This window comes from Pseudarthrobacter raffinosi (assembly GCF_023913735.1).
GTDB classification, from domain to species: Bacteria; Actinomycetota; Actinomycetes; order Actinomycetales; family Micrococcaceae; genus Arthrobacter; species Arthrobacter raffinosi.
The window spans coordinates 1-18,219 of sequence record NZ_JAMXBH010000032.1 but is presented as its reverse complement, the minus strand read 5'-3'; the positions used below and the strand labels follow the sequence as shown (position 1 = coordinate 18,219).

Sequence of the window (18,219 nt, the reverse complement as noted above, 5' to 3'; positions counted from 1 at the left end):
ACATCATGACTTCCGCAACAGCGCGCGTCTCCCGGACCGGGAACAGTGCAGCCAAACCTTCCAAGAACGCCAAATCACGCGAACGTGCCATGGCGTGGGCACGGAGAGCACCGCTGCTGCCGGCCCTGATTTTCCTCATCATCGTCACCCAGCTGCCGTTCGTGGTGAGCCTGTTCATCTCGTTCCTGAACTGGAACAGCCTCCGCCCGGACCAGACCGGCTTCGCAGGATTCAGCAACTACATCGAGGTCCTCACCAACGCTGACCTGCGCCAGGCGATCTTCACCACCATCGTCCTGACCGTCTCGGTGGTCCTGGCGTCCCTGGTCATCGGCCTGGGACTCGCGCTGCTGCTGGACAAGAAGTTCATCGGCCGCGGCCTGGCCCGCACCCTGCTGATCGCACCGTTCCTCGTGGTGCCGGTAGCAGCCGCCCTCGTCTGGAAGCACGCACTCCTGAACCCGACCTACGGCCTGATCAACGGCATCCTCACCTGGATCTGGTCCCTGTTCGGCAGCGACACCCCGCCCCAGCCGGACCTCCTGTCCCAGGCCCCGCTGATGGCTGTCATCCTGTCCCTGGTCTGGCAATGGACGCCGTTTATGATGCTGATCCTGCTCGCGGGCCTGCAGTCACGTCCCATGGACACGGTGGAAGCAGCCCAGATGGACGGCGCCAGCCCCTGGAACATCTTTACGCACCTGACACTGCCGCACCTGCGCCAGTACCTGGAGCTCGGCGGCCTGCTCGGCGCGATCTACATCGTGCAGAACTTCGACGCCGTCTTCACCCTCACCTCCGGCGGCCTGGGCACCGCCAACCTGCCCTACGCCGTCTACCAGACGTTCTACTTCGCCAACGAATACGGCCTGGCATCAGCGGCCGGCGTCGTGGTGGTCATCGGCACCATCATCGTGGCCACCTTTGCGCTGCGAACCGTTTTCTCGCTCTTCAAGAAGGAGGCAGCACGATGAGCGCCCTCACTCCTGCCGCACCCCGCAACACACCCCGCAACACACCCCGCAACACAAGACATCGTCCGACGGCCCGGAACACCGGATCACGACGCCGCGGCAAGTCCCGGATGGACCCGACCCGCAACAACACAGCCGCCGGTGTCGCCGCCTGGATCCTGGCCCTGCTCTTCGCCGCGCCGGTCCTGTGGATGATCCTGACCTCCTTCCACTCCGAGGTCGACGCCGCCACCAATCCGCCCTCTCTCGCGGCCGACATCACGCTGGACGCCTACCAGGAGTTCTTCGGCGCCAGCTCAGGCGTCAGCCCCTGGCCGCCGCCGATCAACTCAGCCACAGCCTCCATCTGCTCCACCGTGCTGGTCCTGGTGCTCGCCATCCCGGCCGCCTACGCGCTGTCCATCCGGCCGGTCAAGAAGTGGACAGACGTGATGTTCTTCTTCCTCTCCACCAAGATGATGCCCGTGGTGGCCGCCATCCTGCCGCTGTTCCTGTTCGCCAAGATGGCAGGAGCGTTGGACAACATCTGGTTCCTGGTCCTGATGTACACCTCCATGAACCTGCCCATCGCGGTCTGGATGATGCGTTCCTTCCTGGCCGAAGTGCCGGTGGAAATGCTTGAAGCCTCACAGATCGACGGCGCCGGGCTGCTGCTGACCCTCCGCAAGATCGTCGCCCCCGTGGCCATGCCCGGCATCGCCGCCACAGCCCTGATCTGCTTCATCTTCAGCTGGAACGAACTCCTCCTGGCCCGCGTCCTCACCGGCGTCATGGCCGGAACAGCCCCGGTCTTCCTCACCGGCTTCGTCTCCAGCCAAGGACTCTTCCTCGCCAAAGTCTGCGCCGCCGCCGTCGTAATCTCCCTGCCCGTCCTCTTCGCAGGCTTCGCCGCCCAGGACAAGCTGGTCCAGGGCCTCTCACTCGGCGCCGTCAAGTAACCGTCTTCCCGCCCGATTCTTAAGGATGCCTTTCCATGACAACACCAACCGCACAGTCCCCTGCGCTCGGTACGGATGTGCCGGCAACCATGCGCGCCTCCGTCCTTAAGCGCAAAGGGGACATGGCAATGGAAACCCTGGACGTTCCCCGGCTCGAGGCCGACCAGGTCCTGGTGCAGGTTGCCGCCGTCGGCGTTTGCGGCAGCGATGTCCACTACTACGAGCACGGCCGGATCGGCGACTACGTGGTGGACCACCCGCTGATTCTCGGCCACGAGCTCTCCGGCAGGATCGCCGCCGTCGGCAGCGAAGTGGATCCCGCCCGGGTCGGACAGCGGGTGGCGGTTGAGCCTCAGCGCCCCTGCCGTAAATGCAGGCAGTGCAAAGCCGGCCGCTACAACCTGTGCCCGGACATCGAGTTCTACGCCACCCCGCCGATCGATGGCGCGTTTGCTGAGTACGTCACCATCCAGTCCGATTTCGCCTATGACATTCCGGACAATGTGAGCGACGAGGCCGCCGCCCTCATTGAGCCGTTGTCGGTTGGACTCTGGGCCTGCGAACGGGCCCAGATCAAGCCCGGAAGCCGGGTGCTGATCGCCGGCGCCGGCCCTATCGGCATCATCGCCGCGCAGGCCGCACGCGCCTTTGGGGCGAGTGAAATCTACATCACGGACATCGCCGAGGACCGGCTCGCATTCGCTTTGGAACACGGCGCAACGCACGCGCTCAACGCGATAACGGACAGTGTGGAAGGGCTCGACGTCGATGCGTTCATTGACGCTTCCGGCGCACCGCAGGCAGTCCGTTCCGGGATCAAAGCCGTTGGGCCGGCCGGCAGGGTGATCCTGGTGGGGCTCGGGGCGGACGACGTCGAACTCCCTGTTTCGTTCATCCAGAACCGGGAAATCTGGCTCTCCGGCGTGTTCCGCTACACCAACACCTGGCCGCTGGCGATCCAACTGATCGCGGATGGAAAAGTGGACCTGGACATCCTCGTGACCGGAAAGTTCACCCTTGCCGAGTCCGAAGAAGCCCTGAAAGCGGGCAAGCAGGCCGGCCAGCTCAAAGCCGTCGTCTACCCGGGCCGTTGAACATGATCACCGTCATCGGCGAATCGCTCGTGGACATCATCAGGGACCCCCGCCGGCCGGGGGAGGTCCAGGCCCACCCGGGAGGTAGTCCCCTCAACGTGGCTGTGGGCGTGGCACGGCTGGGCTTGGCGACGAACCTTGTGACGCACTATGCCGGTGATCCGCATGGGGACATGATCGAGGGGCACCTGAAGGCCAATGGCGTCAGTGTGATCCGGGGCGGCAGTTCGCCCACGTCAACGGCGACCGCCACGCTCGGTCCGGATGGGGCGGCCATCTATGCCTTCAACATCAGCTGGGACATCAATGGGGCGTCGCTTCCGGCCTTGGCCGCGGTCCAAGGTTCCACCCACGTCCACACGGGATCGATCGCGGCCGTCCTGGCGCCCGGTGACCAGGCCACGCTTGGACTGCTGGAGGCCGCCCGTGACCGGGCGACGACCAGTTTCGACCCCAACTGTCGGCCGGCGATTTGCCCCGATGTGGCCGCGGCCCGCACGCAGGCGGAGCGTTTCGTCGCCGTGAGCGACATCGTCAAGGCCAGCGATGAGGACCTCGCCTGGCTCTATCCGCACCGGACGCCGGAGGAAAGCCTGGCAGCCTGGCTTGAACTCGGACCGGCACTCGTAGCCCTGACGCGCGGCGCATCAGGCCCGGTCATTCTTGCCCGCCAGGGGAGGGCGGAAATGGCAGCCGAACCCGTCTCCGTGGCAGACACCGTGGGCGCCGGCGACTCCTTCATGGCCGCGCTCATCTCCGGTCTGGACCAGCTCGCAGCGCTCGGGGCCCGCGCGCGGGACGGGCTCCAGAGCCTATCCCGCGATGAACTGCACGCGCTCGCCGCCTACGCTAACCGCGCCGCGGCGATCACCTGCTCCAGGCCGGGGGCAAACCCACCCCACTCGGCTGAACTCGGTCTGCTGTCTGTTCCGTTGCCTTCCTGACGCGGCATCAGGCGGAAGCGGACGAACTCAAGGAGGTCCCGCCGTCGTGCGTCCGTTCGGCTAGGGCCCCAAGTGTCCGTTCGCGCCGGGTTCCGGGGAAGGCCGAACAACAACGAGCATGCTGCAGCCGGCGCCGCTGAGGTAGGGTCCGTGACGCATGCCAGGTGGGCGGCAGGCGTACATGCCGGGTGTGAAAGTCCTCCCGAGACTCACATCAGTGAGTTCTCCAGAGAGAATCATGACTTCTTCCCAGTAGTCGTGGACGATCACACCGCTGGCTATGGTGTCGGCACCGGGCGAATAGCGTTGGAGCAGGGTTGAGTCTCCGCTAGTCGGGTCCGCAGCGAGTATCTGTTCCCAAATTCCGCGGTCGGCGTCGCCGTTCGTCTTCTGCCAGCCAACGAGCGGTTCGTGGAACTACGTGTTGTATACATAGAGTATGCGATGACTCATTCCACGTAGAGTGTAAAGATGACCATCCCAGAGGAAATCGACACACCTGAGATCATCATCGACCGGGACGTGCTCCAGCGAAATATCGACCGCATGGCAACGGCCGTCCAGGCCAAGGGCCTGCACCTTCGGCCACACGTCAAGACGCACAAAGTGCCCGAAATCGCTGAAATGCAGCTGGCAGCCGGAGCCATAGGACTGACTGTGGCCACCCTCGGAGAGGCCGAAGTCTTTGCAGAGCACGGAGCCAAGGATATCTTCATCGCGTATCCACTCTGGGTCGGTCCCCGACAGGCTGAACGGCTCCAGCGCCTTGCAGCAAAAGCCAGGATCGCGGTAGGTCTGGACTCACGGGAAGCAGCCGAAACCATGGCCGCGTCGCTGGGATATGCCGTTGGTGAGATTGAAGTGGTGCTGGAGATCGACAGCGGCCATCACCGCAGCGGGATCGCACCCGACGCCGTCGTCGGCGTCGCCCAGGCCGCAGCGCGGGGTGGGCTGCGCGTCACGGGCATTTTCACGTTCCCAGGGCACAGCTATGCCCCCGGCATGCCGCTGAAGGCTGCGGACGAGGAACGGTTGGCCCTCGGCAAAGCCGCCGATTTGCTCACCGCGGGAGGTTTCCCCATCACCCACCGCAGCGGCGGCTCCACACCCACCGCCACCCTCACCGCCGGCAACTCCGGAGCCACGGAAGTCCGGCCCGGCGTGTACGTTTTCGGGGACGCCCAACAGCTGGAACTGGAACGCTGTGCGGTCGAAGACATCGCACTGACCGTCGCGGCAACAGTCGTCAGCCGCCATGAAGGCACCGACCTCATACCGCGAAGGGTCATCCTGGACTCAGGCAGTAAAATCCTCGGCGGGGACCGGCCTGGCTGGACCACCGGCTTCGGGCGGCTCCTTGACCACCCGGAAGCCCGAATCACCGCACTGTCAGAACACCACGCCACCGTTGTATGGCCAGCGGAGGCAACGCTGCCCGCTCTCGGAGACCGGCTGCGTGTGGTCCCCAATCACGTCTGCATTGCCATGAACCTCGTCGACGACGTCACCGTGATCAGCGGCGGCGAAATCGTGGACCGCTGGCACGTGGCCGCACGCGGACGAAACAAATAAACCCCTGGAAGGCCTCACGGTGGACAGGCCTTGGGCGAGGGCGCAGCAGGGATCTGCCCAAGGATCGCTAGGGCAGGCGGCGCTGACGGGATCGGCGCAGACGGGATCGGCGCAGACGGGATCGGCGCAGCCCGGATCCGGGCTGCCAGAACTTCCGCAGTGCTGATCCGGGCAGTGCGGCCACGACGATCGCGGCGAGTGTGAGCAGGGTGCCGAACACGGTTTGCGGATAGATGGCGCTGCCGGCCACTGGCAGCAGCCAGTCCATGAGCAGTGCGCCGATCAGCTGACCGGCGATCATGCTCAGCCCGGTCAGCAGCACGCCGATATGCCGGATCAGCTGGGCGCTCAGGACCAGGTTAATGCAGCCCAGCGCTCCGCCGGTGTAGAGCCAGGGCTCGGCCGGCAGCGTGGGTATCCCCTCGGTAAGGGCGAGTTTCAGCACCCAGATCAGCGCCAGCCCGAGACTGCCGACCACATAGTTAATCAGGGTCCCCGGAATCGGCGACCGAACCTGTGCGGCGATCTTGCCATTTACCGCGTGCTGGAACGTCATCAGGATCCCGGCCAGGACAACCAGTGCGAGCGGGACCAGCATTGCCGCGGGATCCGGCACGCCGGAGAGCCGGGGCGACACCGCCCAGAACACCGCGCCCACCGTGAGCAGCACACCGAGCACCCGCAGCGCCGTAATGGCCCGTTTGCCGCCGGGACCCAGCCCGATGCGGTCCACGGCCAGCCCGCTGACCGTCTGGCCGGTCACCACAGCCACCGTATAAATGGCGATCCCGACGCCTGCGACAAAGCTGGTCTGGGCAAAGATAAAGTACGCGCCGATGACGCCGGCGGCATGGAAGTACCAGGGGATGGTGCCCTCACGGGTGCCGGAGAGGAGTTTCACGAAGGCGGCGCGGCCGCTGGGGAGGACCAGTGTGGCGGCAGCCATGATCAGGGCGGCACCGCCGAAGCTGAACAACCCTGCCAGCAGCGGATCCTGCAGTCGTTGCCCCAGCTCGCCGTTGATCCGGGCCTGCAGTGGCAGGGTCAAGCCTGCGGTGACGGCCAGCGGGATGCCCGCGGCCAGTACGCGTGCTGCCGATCTGAGCTGCGGAACCGCACCGGCACTAACAGCCGAGCGCATCCTAGAAGGCTGCCGGGAAGGCGGTGGCCGGAAGTATCTCGTGTCCGACGCGGTGGCGGGTGTGCAGCATGGTGAAGGTGTTCCCCCGAAGGCAGATGTGATGGATCGTCCGCTACGTCAGGGGGACGCTGAATTTTATCACCGCGGAATCCCGCTTCACCTGAATGTCCGGTGAGTCCCTAGAGGCCGAGCTCTGCCTTGAGCGCTGCGACGTGGCCCTGGGCCTTGATCTGGTACTGGGTGAGCGTGACTTTGCCTTCGGCGTCGAGTACCACGGTGGAACGGACCAGGCCGTCAACCACTTCGCCGTTCACGAGTTTTTCGCCCCAGGCGCCGTAGGCCAGCGCCACGGCGTGGTCTTCGTCGGAGAGCAGCGGGAACGTCAGGGCGAAGTCGCCGGTGAAGGCAGCCAGCTTCTCAGGCGCGTCCGGGGAGATGCCCAGGACCTCGTAGCCCGAGGACTGCAAGCTGGCGAGGTTGTCGCGGAAGTCGCAGGCCTCGGTGGTGCAGCCGGGGGTGGCGGCTTCCGGGTAGAAGTACACAATGACGTTGCGTCCGCGGTAATCCGAGAGTGAGACCTTATGTCCTTCGGCGTTGAGCAGGGCGAAATCGGGGGCCTGGGTTCCGGCGAGGAGTTTCTGGGTCATGTTTCGATCCTTGACTTGTGGGGCAACCGCCGTGGCCGGCGATCAAATCTATGGGTGCAACGTACTGTCTAGATGCAGTATTCCGCGGGTCCGCGGACCGTGCTGCCCGGTCCGGGCACAAACTGGTAGCCGCCCCCGCGCACCGTGGCGATGGCGTGGCGGGCCGAGCCCAGCTTGCGCCGGACGCGTCCAACATACACGTCGATGGAGCGGAATGCCGCGCCGGGGCAGTCCAGGGATTCCAGGACGCGTTGCAGTTCTTCACGTTGAATCGTCCGCGACTGGTTTTCCACGAGGTACCTCAGGAGGCTGAATTCCATGTGGGTGAAGCTGACCGGTGCGCCGTCCAGAAGGACGGTGTCCGCGGCCAGATCCACTGCCACGATGCTCCGCCGCCCGGCCAGGGAGACTGGCGGGTCGACGGCGGCGGCGGGGCCGGGTCCGGCGTCGCGCGCCGTTTCTGAAACGGCGGTTCCTGAAACACCAGTGCCGCCGCCGGAAACGTCGGAAACGTCTGAAACCTCGGAAGCGTCCGAATCCTCGACGCCGGACGTTCCGGCCGCGGTCCACAGGTGGACTTCGGCCTCGGGAGCAAGCCGGCGGGCACGTGCCAGGACCGCCTTCGCCGCCTGGGCCCAGACCGCCGGGTCGATGTCCTGGCCTTCACAAGGCTGAAGCCACACCGCCAGGCCGCGCGGCTGAAGCCCTGGCTGGAGGCCCGGCCAGGCGCCGGGATGGGCGCCCGGCCGGGAGCCGGTACGCGGCCGCGGGTACGGGGCGTGGACGTTGACGGCCATCGTGCTGCGCCTCAGACGCCGCCGCGGCGGATCAGCTTGCCGCTGGGCGTGCGGCCGTCGATCTCGTTGCCGCGAAGGAACGTTTTGCGGACGACGCCGGAGAGCGCCTTGCCGTCGTAGGGCGTGATGGGGTTCTTGTGCTTGAGCTTCGTGACGTCCACAACGAACGCGTCGTCCGGCGCGAAGATGGAGAAGTCAGCGTCGTAGCCGAGGGCCAGCTGGCCCTTGTTGTGCAGGCGGGCCAAAGCGGCGGGCTTCTCGGCCATCCAGGAAACCACCTGTTCCAGGGTGATGCCGCGGTGCCGGGCCTCGGTCCAGATCAGCGACAGCCCCAGCTGCAGCGAGGAGACGCCGCCCCAGGCCACGGCGAAGTCGCCGTTTTCCAGGTCCTTCAGGTCCAGGGTGGAGGGGGAATGGTCCGAGACGATGCAGTCAATGGTGCCGTCCTGCAGGCCCTTCCAGAGCAGCTCGCGGTTGGAGGCCTCACGGATCGGCGGGCAGCACTTGTACGCCGTGGCGCCGTCGGGGATTTCCTCGGCCATCAGGGTGAGGTAGTGCGGGCACGTCTCCACGGTGAGGTGGACGCCGTCGCGCTTTGCACTCGCGATCATGGGCAACGCGTCCGACGACGAGAGGTGCAGGATGTGGGCGCGGGCGCCGGTCCAGCGGGCGCGCTCGATGACCTCGGCGATTGCCTTGTTCTCGGCGCCGCGCGGGCGGGAGGCCAGGAACGTTTCGTAGTGGTCGCCGCCGGGGTGCGGGGCGCGGTCGATCGCGTGGGAGTCCTCGGCGTGGACGATCATGAGGGAGTCGAAGGACTTGAGCTCGGCCATGTCCTCCTCCATCTCGTCCGCTTCGAGGTGCGGGAACTCGTCCACGCCGGAGTGCAGCAGGAAGCACTTGAATCCGAACACGCCCTCGTCATGCAGGCCGCGGAGGTCCTTCTTGTTGCCCGGTACGGCGCCGCCCCAGAATCCAACGTCCACAAACGCCTGGTCCTCGGCCACCTCGCGCTTGAGCTTGAGGCCTTCCACCGTGGTGGTGGGCGGGATGGAGTTCAGCGGCATGTCGATGATGGTGGTGACACCGCCGGCGGCGGCTGCACGAGTGGCGGAGGCGAAGCCCTCCCACTCGGTACGGCCAGGCTCGTTGACGTGGACGTGCGTGTCCACGAGGCCGGGGATGAGGGTTTCGTCGTCCGCCAGGTCAATGACCTGCGTGCCGGTGAGGCCGTTGCCGAACGGCTCGATGGCGACGATCACGCCGCCGCGGATGCCTACTTCACGGGCGGTGATGCCTGCGGTGGTGAGGATGCGCTGGCCGCGGATGACCAGGTCAAACGCGCCGGCCGCCGGGGTGGTTTCTTCAGACATGGATGTTCTCCTTGGTGTCGGTACGCGCTGCACTCTTAGGCAGGTGCACTCCGATGTGCTTACCTAATTCTTCAAGCAGGGGGCCTGCTTCGGCCATACATTTCTCTACATTGGACTCAAAATCGGTCAGGGCGTGAACCGCCGTGAACCCGGCTTCCGCAAGCTGTTCCGGGCTCAGCGTACTGCGGCCGCAGACGGCAATCACAGGGATTCCGGCACGAGCCGCGGCGCGGGCCACACCCATGGGCGTCTTGCCGAGCAGGCTCTGCTCGTCCAGGCTGCCTTCGCCGGTGATCACCAGGTCCGCGCCGGCCAGCCGCTGCTCCAGTTCAGTGAATTCGAGCACGACGTCGATGCCTGGCCTGCGTGCCGCGGCCAGCGCCGCGATGGCAATATAGCCGACGCCCCCGGCCGCGCCCGCGCCGGGTGCGACGGCGGCCCGCTCGGCTCGGATGCCGATCTCGCCGGCGAGGACCGAGACGAAGTTCGCCAAGGCGGCGTCGAGGGCGACGACGTCACTCGGGGTCGCGCCCTTCTGCGGTCCGAAGATCGCGGCGGCGCCGCTGGGCCCCAGCAGGGGATTGTCGACGTCGGATGCCAGGGTGAAGCGGGCATCCTCCAGCCGGACGTCCAGGCCGGAGAAATCGATCCGGTCCAGGCGTGCCAGGGCGGCCCCGCCGCCCGGGAGCTCGTTGCCCTCGGCGTCCAGGAACACGGCCCCGAGGCCCTGCAGGACGCCGGCGCCGCCGTCGGTATTGGCACTGCCGCCAACGCCGAGGATGATCTGCCGGCAGCCCAGGTCCAGGGCGGCGCGGATCAGTTCGCCCGTGCCCAGGCTCGTGGCCGTGGTGGCGGTTCCGGAGTCCGGGCCGCCGCCGTGGATGACGGCGGGCAGCAGTGCGAGACCGGAAGCCGCGGCCATTTCGATCACGGCTTCCCGGCCGCGGACTGCGAAGTCGGCCCGGACCGGCTGTCCCGTCGGGCCGATGACGGTGGCGGTCCGGCGGGTGAAGCCGGAGCCGACGGCGGCGTCGAGGGTTCCCTCGCCGCCGTCGGCCACCGGAATGAGTGTGGTCTCAAGGCCCGCCACAGCTGACTGCAGTCCCGCGCTCAGGCGGCTGGCGACGTCGGGGGCGGACAGCGAACCCTTGAACTTGTCCGGGGCGATGACCACACGCATTCCGGTACCTCCTCTCAGTTTCATACTTAGTCCAGCAGGGCGATGATCGAAGTGGGGGCGTCCGCGCCGCGGGCGGCCAGCTCCTCGAACTCGTTCACGGCGTTGATCTCAACGCCCATGGAGATGTTGGTGACCTTTTCCAGGATCACTTCAACCACCACGGGAACCTTGAACTCGCCCATCAGGGCCTTGGCCTTGTCGAACGCGGCCGGCAGGTCTGCCGGGTTTTCCACGCGGATGGCCTTGCAGCCCAGGCCCTCGGCCACCTTGACGTGGTCCACGCCGTAGCCGTTGGTCTCGGGGGAGTTGATGTTCTCGAACGCCAGGGACACGTTCTGTTCCATCTCGAAGCCGCGCTGCGACTGCCGGATCAGGCCCAGGTAGGAGTTGTTCACCACCACGTGGATGTACGGCAGGTTGAACTGCGCGCCCACGGCCAGCTCTTCGATCATGAACTGGAAGTCGTAGTCACCGGACAGGGCGACCACGGTCTCGTCCGGCTTGCCACGGACCACGCCCAGGGCGGCCGGGGCGGTCCAGCCCAGGGGGCCTGCCTGGCCGGCGTTGATCCACTGGCGCGGGCCGAAAACGTGTAGCAGCTGTGCGCCGGCGATCTGCGACAGGCCGATGGTGGACACATAGGTGGTGTCCTTGCCGAACGCTTTGTTCATTTCCTCGTACACACGCTGCGGCTTGATCGGCACGTTCTCGAAGTGCGTCTTGCGCTGCAGGGAGCCCTTACGTGCGGTGCATTCGAACACCCAGCCGGAGTAGTCCGGCAGGGACTTCGCTGCCTGGCGCTCGCGTGCCAGCTCAATCAGCCCGTCCAGCGCCGCACCGGCGTCGGACGCTATGCCCAGGTCCGGCGAGAACACGCGGCCGATCTGGGTGGGCTCGATGTCGATGTGCACAAACTTGCGGCCGGCCGTGTAGGTGTCCAGGCCGCCGGTGTGGCGGTTGGCCCAGCGGTTGCCGATGCCGATGACGAAGTCGGAGGCCAGCATGGTCTCGTTGCCGTAGCGGTGGCTGGTCTGCAGGCCCACCATGCCGGCCATCAGCACGTGGTCGTCCGGGATGGTGCCCCAGCCCATCAGGGTGGGGATGACCGGAACATTCAGCAGTTCGGCCAGTTCCACCAGCTGCGCGGAGGCGCCGGCGTTGATGATGCCGCCACCGGCCACGATCAGCGGGCGCTCGGCTGCGGTCAGCATGTCCAGGGCCTTTTCCAGCTGGTTGCGGCTGGCCGTGGGCTTCTGGACAACGATGGGCTCGTAGGCGTCGATGTCGAATTCGATCTCGGCCATCTGCACGTCGAACGGCAGGTCCAGCAGGACCGGGCCCGGACGGCCGGAGCGCATCAGCTGGAAAGCCTTCTGGAAGGCGCCCGGAACCTGGCCGGGTTCCATCACGGTCATGGCCATCTTGGTGACGGGGGCGGCGATGGTCTGGATGTCCACGGCCTGGAAGTCTTCCTTGTGCAGCTTGGCCACGGGTGCCTGGCCGGTGATGCAGAGCATGGGGATGGAATCCGCCCAGGCCGCGTACAGGCCGGTGATCATGTCGGTGCCGGCAGGGCCCGAGGTGCCGATGCAGATGCCGATGTTGCCATCCTTGGCCCGGGAGTAGCCGTCTGCCATGTGGCTGGCGCCTTCAACGTGGCGGGCCAGCGTGTGGCGGACGCCGCCATTCTTCCGCATTGCCGAGTAGAACGGGTTGATTGCCGCTCCTGGCAGGCCGAACGCCTCGATGGCGCCTTCCTTCACCAGGATCGCGACGGCAGCGTCAACGGTGCGCATCTTAGTCATTGTGTACTCCTTGAAAAGTCTGTTTTTGGGTGTGCTGAAGGGAGGCCCGGCGAAACCATCGCGGGGCACTTTGGGCGAGCCGGCGTCGTAGATTACGACGGCGGCCGGCGTGTCCGTGTCGAAGTGCCCCGTCACCGGATCCGGTGGTTGAGCCTGTCGAAACCTACTTGCGGCCGGAAAGCTGCAGGACCTGCTTGAAGAGACCGGAGTGGTCGAGACCGCCGTCGCCCTGGTTGACGGTTGCGGCGACGAGCTGTGCGACGACGGCGCCGAGGGGGACGGCGACGTTGGCTTCGCGGGCTGCCGACGTGACGATGCCGAGGTCCTTGTGGTGGAGGGCCAGGCGGAAACCGGGGTCGAAGTTGCGGTCGAGCATCTTCTGGCCCTTCTGGTCGAGGACCTTGGAGCCGGCCAGGCCGCCGCCGAGGACCTTGAGGGCCGCGTCGGTGTCCACGCCGTAGGCCTCAAGGAAGGCAATGGCTTCGCCGAGGACCTGGATGTTGACGGCCACGATCAGCTGGTTGGCTGCCTTGACGGTCTGGCCGGAGCCGGAGGGGCCCACATGGACGATGGTCTTGCCGACGGCGGTGAGGACGGGCTGTGCTGCCTCGAAGTCGGCTGCCTCGCCGCCCACCATGATGGAGAGAACGGCGTTGATGGCGCCCTGTTCGCCGCCGGAGACCGGGGCGTCGAGGGGGCGGATGCCTGCTTCCTTTGCATCGTCAGCGAGGCGCTTGGCGACATCCGGGCGGATGCTGGACGCGTCGATCCACAAGGCGCCCTTCTTCGCGTTGGCGAAGACGCCGTCGGGGCCGCTGACTACGCCCTCGACGTCGGGGGAGTCCGGCACCATGGTGATGACGACGTCGGCGTCCTTGACAGCGTCCGCGATGCTCGTGGCACCCCGGCCGCCTTCGGAGACGAGTTTGTCGATCTTGTCCTGGCTGCGGTTGAAGCCGGTGACGGTGTGGCCGGCCTTGACGAGGTTGATGGCCATGGGCAGGCCCATGATTCCGAGTCCGATGACTGCAACGTTGCTCATTGTGGTTCCTTTACTGAAAGTCTGTTGGTGTTGCTGATTCCGGTGGTTGAGCTTGTCGAAACCTAGCGGCTGGCGCGCTGGCGGATGGCCCAGCTGAAGGCGGTTTCCGCCGGTTCCTTGTATTCGAGGCCGATGTAGCCGTCGTAGCCGAGTGCGCGGCTGCGGGCGATCCATTCGCCGAGGGGAAGCTCGCCGGTTCCGGGAGCCCCGCGGCCGGGGTTGTCGGCAATCTGGATGTGGCCGAAGTCCTTGGCATGGTTTTCGATGACGGCTGCGACGTCGTCGCCGTTGACTGCCAGGTGGTAGAAGTCCGCGAGGAGCTTGATGTTCTCTGCGCCGGATTCAGCCTTGACGCGGGAGATCACCTTGAGGGCGTCCGCTGCCGTGAGGAGCGGGTACTTGGCGGCGCCGCTGACGGGTTCGAAGAGGACGGTGCCGCCGATGCCTGCGACGCCGGCAGCTGCGGCGGCGAGGTTTTCGGCGCCGATGGCGTCCTGCTTCTCGGCCGATTCGCCGTCCATGCGGTTGCCGTAGAGGGCGTTGAAGGCCTTGCAGCCGAGGTGCTCGCCGATGCCTGCGACGACATCGATGTTGTCCAGGAATTCGGTGGAGCGGGCGGGCCAGGAAACGAGGCCGCGGTCGCCGCCGGGCATATTGCCGGCGTTGAAGTTCAGGCCCGTGAGCTGGACGCCGGCGTCCTTGATGGCGTTCTCAAACCCGGTGACCTGGGCGTCCGTAGGGACGGAGGTGTCGAAGGGCCACCAGAACTCGACGGCGTCAAAACCGGCAGCCTTCGCGGCTGCGGGACGCTCGAGCAGGGGAAGCTCCGTCAAGAGGATGGAGCAGTTCACTGTGTACGTCATCGTAGGTCCTTCCGAGGAGGGGCTTTGATCTATCTTCTCCGCTGCTTCACCCTTATCGAGTTTCCGCTTTGTGGAATTTAGATTCTGCTTTATGAAAAGTTTAGGGAAGGTGAGGGCGGGAGTCAAGGGGGCGGGTTGGGAGGGGGTTGGGACAGCAAACTCTTCCCGTCCGGGCATAAGAAACGGGCGACTCTTGGCAGAGCCGCCCGTTCGATTGATCGTACTTAGTGCCGCTTGAAGGCGTGCCTGATCTTTTCGCCCGCCTGCTTGAGGTCGGCCCGAACTGCGCGGGCCTTGCCTTCGGCCCTCATGCGGTCGTTGCCGCTGACCTCACCGGCGGCCTTCTTTCCCTTGCCGTGGAGCCTCTCCGCGGCGTTGTGGATCCTGTCACCCAAACCCATTGCGGTCCTCCTTGTGGTGCGGCCGGTTCGGCTGATTGCCGCCTATGCCGCCACTTAAATTGTAGAAAGGAATGGCCCCCACGGACCGGTGGGCAGCCTAAAAGATCTGCGGGAATGCGGGGGATCGAGGTAGTTCTGGTACCGGCCTCGCGGCTGAGTCCGGCCTTCAGCGACGCCGACGCCGGCGGGCTAATTCCCCGACGGCCGCGCCTGCCAGCCCGATGGCCAATGCCAGGAGGACGGTCGGGCCGGCCCCGCCGTCGGGTCCGAGCGTGGCCGTCAGGATCTGCCGGATCATCAGGGCCATCTCCTGCGGGTCCCGCTCCGGCAATCGTGTGCCCAGGACGTAATTGACGGAGATGAACAACGCCGGAACCACCCACAGAGCCGCCAGGTTCCCCGCCCACTCGCCGACCCACGAGCCAAAGGGCACGGCGACGAGACCAACACCCAGGGCTGTCAAAGCCCTGGACTTCGCCGCAATGAGCAGGAGCGCCACCAGGCCCGCGACGATAGCGGCTAGCACCCCTGCGAGCAGCCCGGCGAAATAGACGCCTGACATCGCTCCGTCCGCCAAGCCGGCGTCGAGCACTGAAAACGCCTGAACCGTCACCGTGGCCTGCACCGCGAGAACGCCGCCGGCCACACACCAGGCAACCAGCCGCCGTCGAGCGGGTGACCAGAGCCGCACTGCCAGGCCGGCGGCTGCCCCTCCCACGGTCATCAGCGCAACGAGCGTGGTGAGTTCGTATTGGCTCAATGGCAGGAGCGACACGGTCATCTGCTGCGGCAACACTCCCGCGCCCCAAAGGTTCTGCAGAGGAAGCTGCGCGCCGGTGACCAGCCACGGGGCCAGCCCAAGCAACCCGCCAGGAGCCCGAGCAACAGGGCGAGGGCTACGTCCTTGCCGATGGCGTGGGGTGGCATTTCGGCGCCAGAGGCAGGCCGGCACCAGGCACCGCCCGCCAAACGTCAGACGGTCCGCGGCGCCTTGGCCAGGGTCTCGCTGAGTTCAGCAGCGTTCTGCCGCACCACATTCGCCGGACGGCCCGGCTCCGCGCGCCAGCTCTCGGAGAGCGGGCCGAGGTCCACCGTGTCGAAGCCGAACTCGTCATATAGCTTCGTCACGAGCTCGCTGGCCTCGGCATTGTCGCTCGCGGTGGCCAGAGCGCGGCGGTTCGGGGTGCCGGGAGGCGTGCCGTCCGTGGTGATCTCGCTGTACCGGATGTGGTTGAAGCCCTTCGCCACCTTGGACGTGGGCAGGTGTTCCTGCACCAGCGCGGAGGACGTGGTTTCGCCGGCGTCGAGGGCCGGAACATGGCCGTCGCGCTTCCAGTAGTAGTTGCCGGTATCGATCACGATCTTCCCCGTGAGCGGCTCCACGGGGATGCTGCCGAGGCTCCTGAAAGGAATGGTCACGACGGCGCAATCGCCCGCCGCTGCTGCTTCGGCCGGCGTCGCGGCCCGGGCACGGGGTCCCAGTTCCGCCACGAGTGCGGCCAGCGTTTCGGGGCCGCGGGAATTGCTGATCACCACGTCGTAGCCGAGTTCCACCGCTTTGCGGGCAACCTGGCTGCCAATGTGTCCTGCGCCGATGATTCCGATGGTTGTCATATCCGGGGCAACACCGGCGCCCGCAGGGATATTTCGTTCGTTACGCCCTGCGACGGCAGGCCAAGGCTAAGTCTCTACGGAAGGGGGAAGCAACGTTTCTCTCTGGCGGGAGAGCCGGTTCCCGGACACACCGTGATCAACGTAGAGGTCATCGCGTCGGACGCCGGCGGCCAGAAGATCCGCCTACTGCCGGTCGGTGGACTGCTGCCGCGTCGAAACGCGTGCATAACCGATCAGTTTCGTCATGGACTGCTCCGACGTGTCTCGTAGCTAGCGGTGGATACAGCGATTCAACCAGAGGGTTGTGAGACATAGTTACGAGAATCGCTGGCCGCGGACGAACTCGTACGATTGTGTCATTTTCAGAAGTCGTCTGCACGGAATTTCTGAAGTCCCCTGCACTCGTCCCCAGTTGGGGTTCCCGTGCGCGCAATCCGGAGGCTGAGCGAGAACTTTTCCGAGTGGGGCAAATGTCGAGGATCCACGTGCGCCGCCGACAGAGGCAGTGCCCGCCCCGCGCGGCCGCAGGTTTCGCTGTCCGTTGGAAGGCCCGACCTACTGGAAGGGTGTCCAGAGGATCACGGGACCTGGGGATGCACGGTGCTGGTGGGTCGTAGTGCGATGAGTGGAACGGAAAGTTCCGAGCTGCTCTCGGTCGTCTTGAATGATTCTGTAGTAGCCGACGAGTCCTCGGCTGATTCTCAGTGAAGTCACCGTCCGTGCACTGGAAATGGGTGCCTGTTATTTACCCGCAGTATGCGCCGGTGGAGGCGCTGTGCACCAGCTTGGCGTACTTGGCGAGCACGCCCTTGGTGAACTTGGCCGGCAGGGGCTCCCAGTCAACCTTCCTGGCATCCAGCTCTGCCTGGTCAACCAGCAGGTCGAAGCTGCGTGCTGCGATGTCGACGCGGATCCGGTCCCCGTCCTTGACAAAGGCAATGGGTCCGCCGTCGACCGCTTCCGGTGCAACGTGGCCGATGCAGAGACCGGTGGTGCCGCCTGAGAAGCGGCCGTCGGTCAGGAGCAGGACATCCTTGCCCAGCCCGGCACCCTTGATGGCGCCGGTGATGGCGAGCATTTCGCGCATGCCCGGCCCACCCTTCGGGCCTTCGTAGCGGATCACCACCACGTCGCCCTTGTGGATGGCGCCGTTGTCCAGCGCATCCAGTGCGCCCTGTTCGCGCTCGAACACCCGGGCGGTGCCCTCGAAGACGTCGGCGTCGAACCCTGCGCTCTTGACCACGGCACCTTCGGGCGCCATGGAGCCGTGCAGGATGGTGATGCCGCCGGTCTTGTGGATCGGGTTGTCCAGCGCACGGAGGATCTTGCCGTCCAGGTCCGGCGGGTTGATGGCCGCCAGGTTTTCGGCCACGGTCTTGCCGGTGACGGTGAGGCAGTCACCGTGCAGCAGGCCGGCGTCGAGCAGTGCACGCATGATGACCGGCACGCCGCCGATCCNCTGTCGACGTCGGTCATGACGTAGCGGCCGAACGGCTTCAGGTCGCCCAGGTGCGGGATCTTGTCGCCGATGCGGTTGAAGTCCTCCAGGTTCAGCTCGACTTCAGCTTCGCGGGCGATGGCCAGGAGGTGCAGGACGGCGTTGGTGGAGCCACCGAATGCCATAGTGACGGCAATGGCATTCTCGAACGCCTTTTTGGTCATGATGTCCCGGGCGGTGATGCCAAGGCGGAGCAGGTTGACCACTGCCTCGCCGGACTTGCGCGCAAACTGATCACGACGGCGGTCTGCCGAGGGCGGGGCGGCCGAGCCGGGCAGCGACATGCCCAGTGCCTCGCCGACGCAGGCCATGGTGTTGGCGGTGTACATGCCGCCG

At 66.1% G+C, this 18,219-nt stretch carries 16 protein-coding genes and 3 pseudogenes; 5 read left to right on the top strand and 14 right to left on the bottom strand.

Annotation, left to right across the window (positions count from 1 at the left end):
• Positions 1 to 5: 5 nt before the first annotated feature.
• Genes NG698_RS20660 through NG698_RS20645 form a run of 4 tightly spaced genes read left to right on the top strand, consistent with a single transcriptional unit; the run spans position 6 to position 3,950 of the window.
• On the top strand, positions 6 to 974 hold the full coding sequence (locus NG698_RS20660) for a carbohydrate ABC transporter permease (protein WP_252600514.1): 969 nt from the start codon (positions 6 to 8) through the stop codon (positions 972 to 974).
• Positions 971 to 1,912 (top strand): carbohydrate ABC transporter permease, encoded by a 942-nt coding sequence (locus NG698_RS20655; protein WP_252612066.1) that lies wholly within the window; start codon positions 971 to 973, stop codon positions 1,910 to 1,912. The genes NG698_RS20660 and NG698_RS20655 overlap by 4 nt, the downstream gene beginning before the upstream one ends.
• Before the next feature lie 35 nt (positions 1,913 to 1,947).
• Positions 1,948 to 3,006 carry an NAD(P)-dependent alcohol dehydrogenase gene (locus NG698_RS20650; protein ID WP_252612064.1) on the top strand — a complete coding sequence of 353 codons (1,059 nt, stop codon included), beginning with the start codon at positions 1,948 to 1,950 and terminating at the stop codon, positions 3,004 to 3,006.
• A gap of 2 nt (positions 3,007 to 3,008) precedes the next feature.
• On the top strand, positions 3,009 to 3,950 hold the full coding sequence (locus tag NG698_RS20645; RefSeq protein ID WP_252612062.1) for a carbohydrate kinase family protein: 942 nt from the start codon (positions 3,009 to 3,011) through the stop codon (positions 3,948 to 3,950).
• A gap of 60 nt (positions 3,951 to 4,010) precedes the next feature.
• Here the strand turns inward: NG698_RS20645 and NG698_RS21765 are convergent.
• Positions 4,011 to 4,334 (bottom strand): annotated as a pseudogene (locus NG698_RS21765) (cupin domain-containing protein); the annotation flags it as partial.
• An 87-nt stretch (positions 4,335 to 4,421) separates the two neighbouring features.
• On the opposite strand from NG698_RS21765, the gene NG698_RS20640 reads away from it, so the two are divergent.
• Positions 4,422 to 5,522 carry a D-TA family PLP-dependent enzyme gene (locus tag NG698_RS20640; protein ID WP_252612060.1) on the top strand — a complete coding sequence of 367 codons (1,101 nt, stop codon included), beginning with the start codon at positions 4,422 to 4,424 and terminating at the stop codon, positions 5,520 to 5,522.
• 67 nt (positions 5,523 to 5,589) lie between these two features.
• Here NG698_RS20640 and NG698_RS20635 read toward each other — a convergent pair whose 3' ends face one another.
• The 13 genes and pseudogenes from NG698_RS20635 to NG698_RS20575 all read right to left on the bottom strand — a co-directional run.
• Entirely contained in the window at positions 5,590 to 6,663 is a 1,074-nt protein-coding gene (locus NG698_RS20635) for a DMT family transporter (protein WP_252603555.1), read from the bottom strand.
• A 179-nt stretch (positions 6,664 to 6,842) separates the two neighbouring features.
• A complete protein-coding gene (bcp, locus tag NG698_RS20630) occupies positions 6,843 to 7,310 on the bottom strand; it encodes a thioredoxin-dependent thiol peroxidase (RefSeq protein WP_252603553.1) in 468 nt (155 codons plus the stop codon).
• 68 nt (positions 7,311 to 7,378) lie between these two features.
• Complete coding sequence (locus NG698_RS20625) at positions 7,379 to 8,107, bottom strand: winged helix-turn-helix domain-containing protein (RefSeq protein WP_252612058.1); 729 nt, start codon at positions 8,105 to 8,107, stop codon at positions 7,379 to 7,381.
• 11 nt (positions 8,108 to 8,118) lie between these two features.
• On the bottom strand, positions 8,119 to 9,480 hold the full coding sequence (gene allB, locus NG698_RS20620; protein ID WP_058931181.1) for an allantoinase AllB: 1,362 nt from the start codon (positions 9,478 to 9,480) through the stop codon (positions 8,119 to 8,121).
• Entirely contained in the window at positions 9,473 to 10,660 is a 1,188-nt protein-coding gene (locus tag NG698_RS20615; RefSeq protein ID WP_252612088.1) for a glycerate kinase, read from the bottom strand. The genes allB and NG698_RS20615 overlap by 8 nt, the downstream gene beginning before the upstream one ends.
• 26 nt (positions 10,661 to 10,686) lie before the next feature.
• The gene (gene gcl / locus NG698_RS20610) at positions 10,687 to 12,465 is read right to left on the bottom strand and encodes a glyoxylate carboligase (RefSeq protein ID WP_252612056.1); all 1,779 of its coding nucleotides are present in this window, start codon (positions 12,463 to 12,465) and stop codon (positions 10,687 to 10,689) included.
• A 163-nt stretch (positions 12,466 to 12,628) separates the two neighbouring features.
• Complete coding sequence (locus NG698_RS20605) at positions 12,629 to 13,681, bottom strand: 2-hydroxy-3-oxopropionate reductase (protein ID WP_256471303.1); 1,053 nt, start codon at positions 13,679 to 13,681, stop codon at positions 12,629 to 12,631.
• On the bottom strand, positions 13,570 to 14,370 hold the full coding sequence (locus tag NG698_RS20600) for a hydroxypyruvate isomerase family protein (protein ID WP_252612052.1): 801 nt from the start codon (positions 14,368 to 14,370) through the stop codon (positions 13,570 to 13,572). The genes NG698_RS20605 and NG698_RS20600 overlap by 112 nt, the downstream gene beginning before the upstream one ends.
• A gap of 224 nt (positions 14,371 to 14,594) precedes the next feature.
• The gene (locus NG698_RS20595; RefSeq protein WP_056340807.1) at positions 14,595 to 14,771 is read right to left on the bottom strand and encodes a CsbD family protein; all 177 of its coding nucleotides are present in this window, start codon (positions 14,769 to 14,771) and stop codon (positions 14,595 to 14,597) included.
• 166 nt (positions 14,772 to 14,937) lie between these two features.
• Positions 14,938 to 15,567 (bottom strand): hypothetical protein, encoded by a 630-nt coding sequence (locus NG698_RS20590; protein WP_252612050.1) that lies wholly within the window; start codon positions 15,565 to 15,567, stop codon positions 14,938 to 14,940.
• Positions 15,568 to 15,743: 176 nt separating this feature from the next.
• Entirely contained in the window at positions 15,744 to 16,385 is a 642-nt protein-coding gene (locus NG698_RS20585; RefSeq protein ID WP_252603538.1) for an NADPH-dependent F420 reductase, read from the bottom strand.
• Positions 16,386 to 16,490: 105 nt separating this feature from the next.
• Positions 16,491 to 16,631: pseudogene (locus tag NG698_RS20580) on the bottom strand (recombinase family protein); the annotation flags it as partial.
• A gap of 499 nt (positions 16,632 to 17,130) precedes the next feature.
• A pseudogene (locus NG698_RS20575) lies at positions 17,131 to 18,219 on the bottom strand (dihydroxy-acid dehydratase domain-containing protein); the annotation flags it as partial.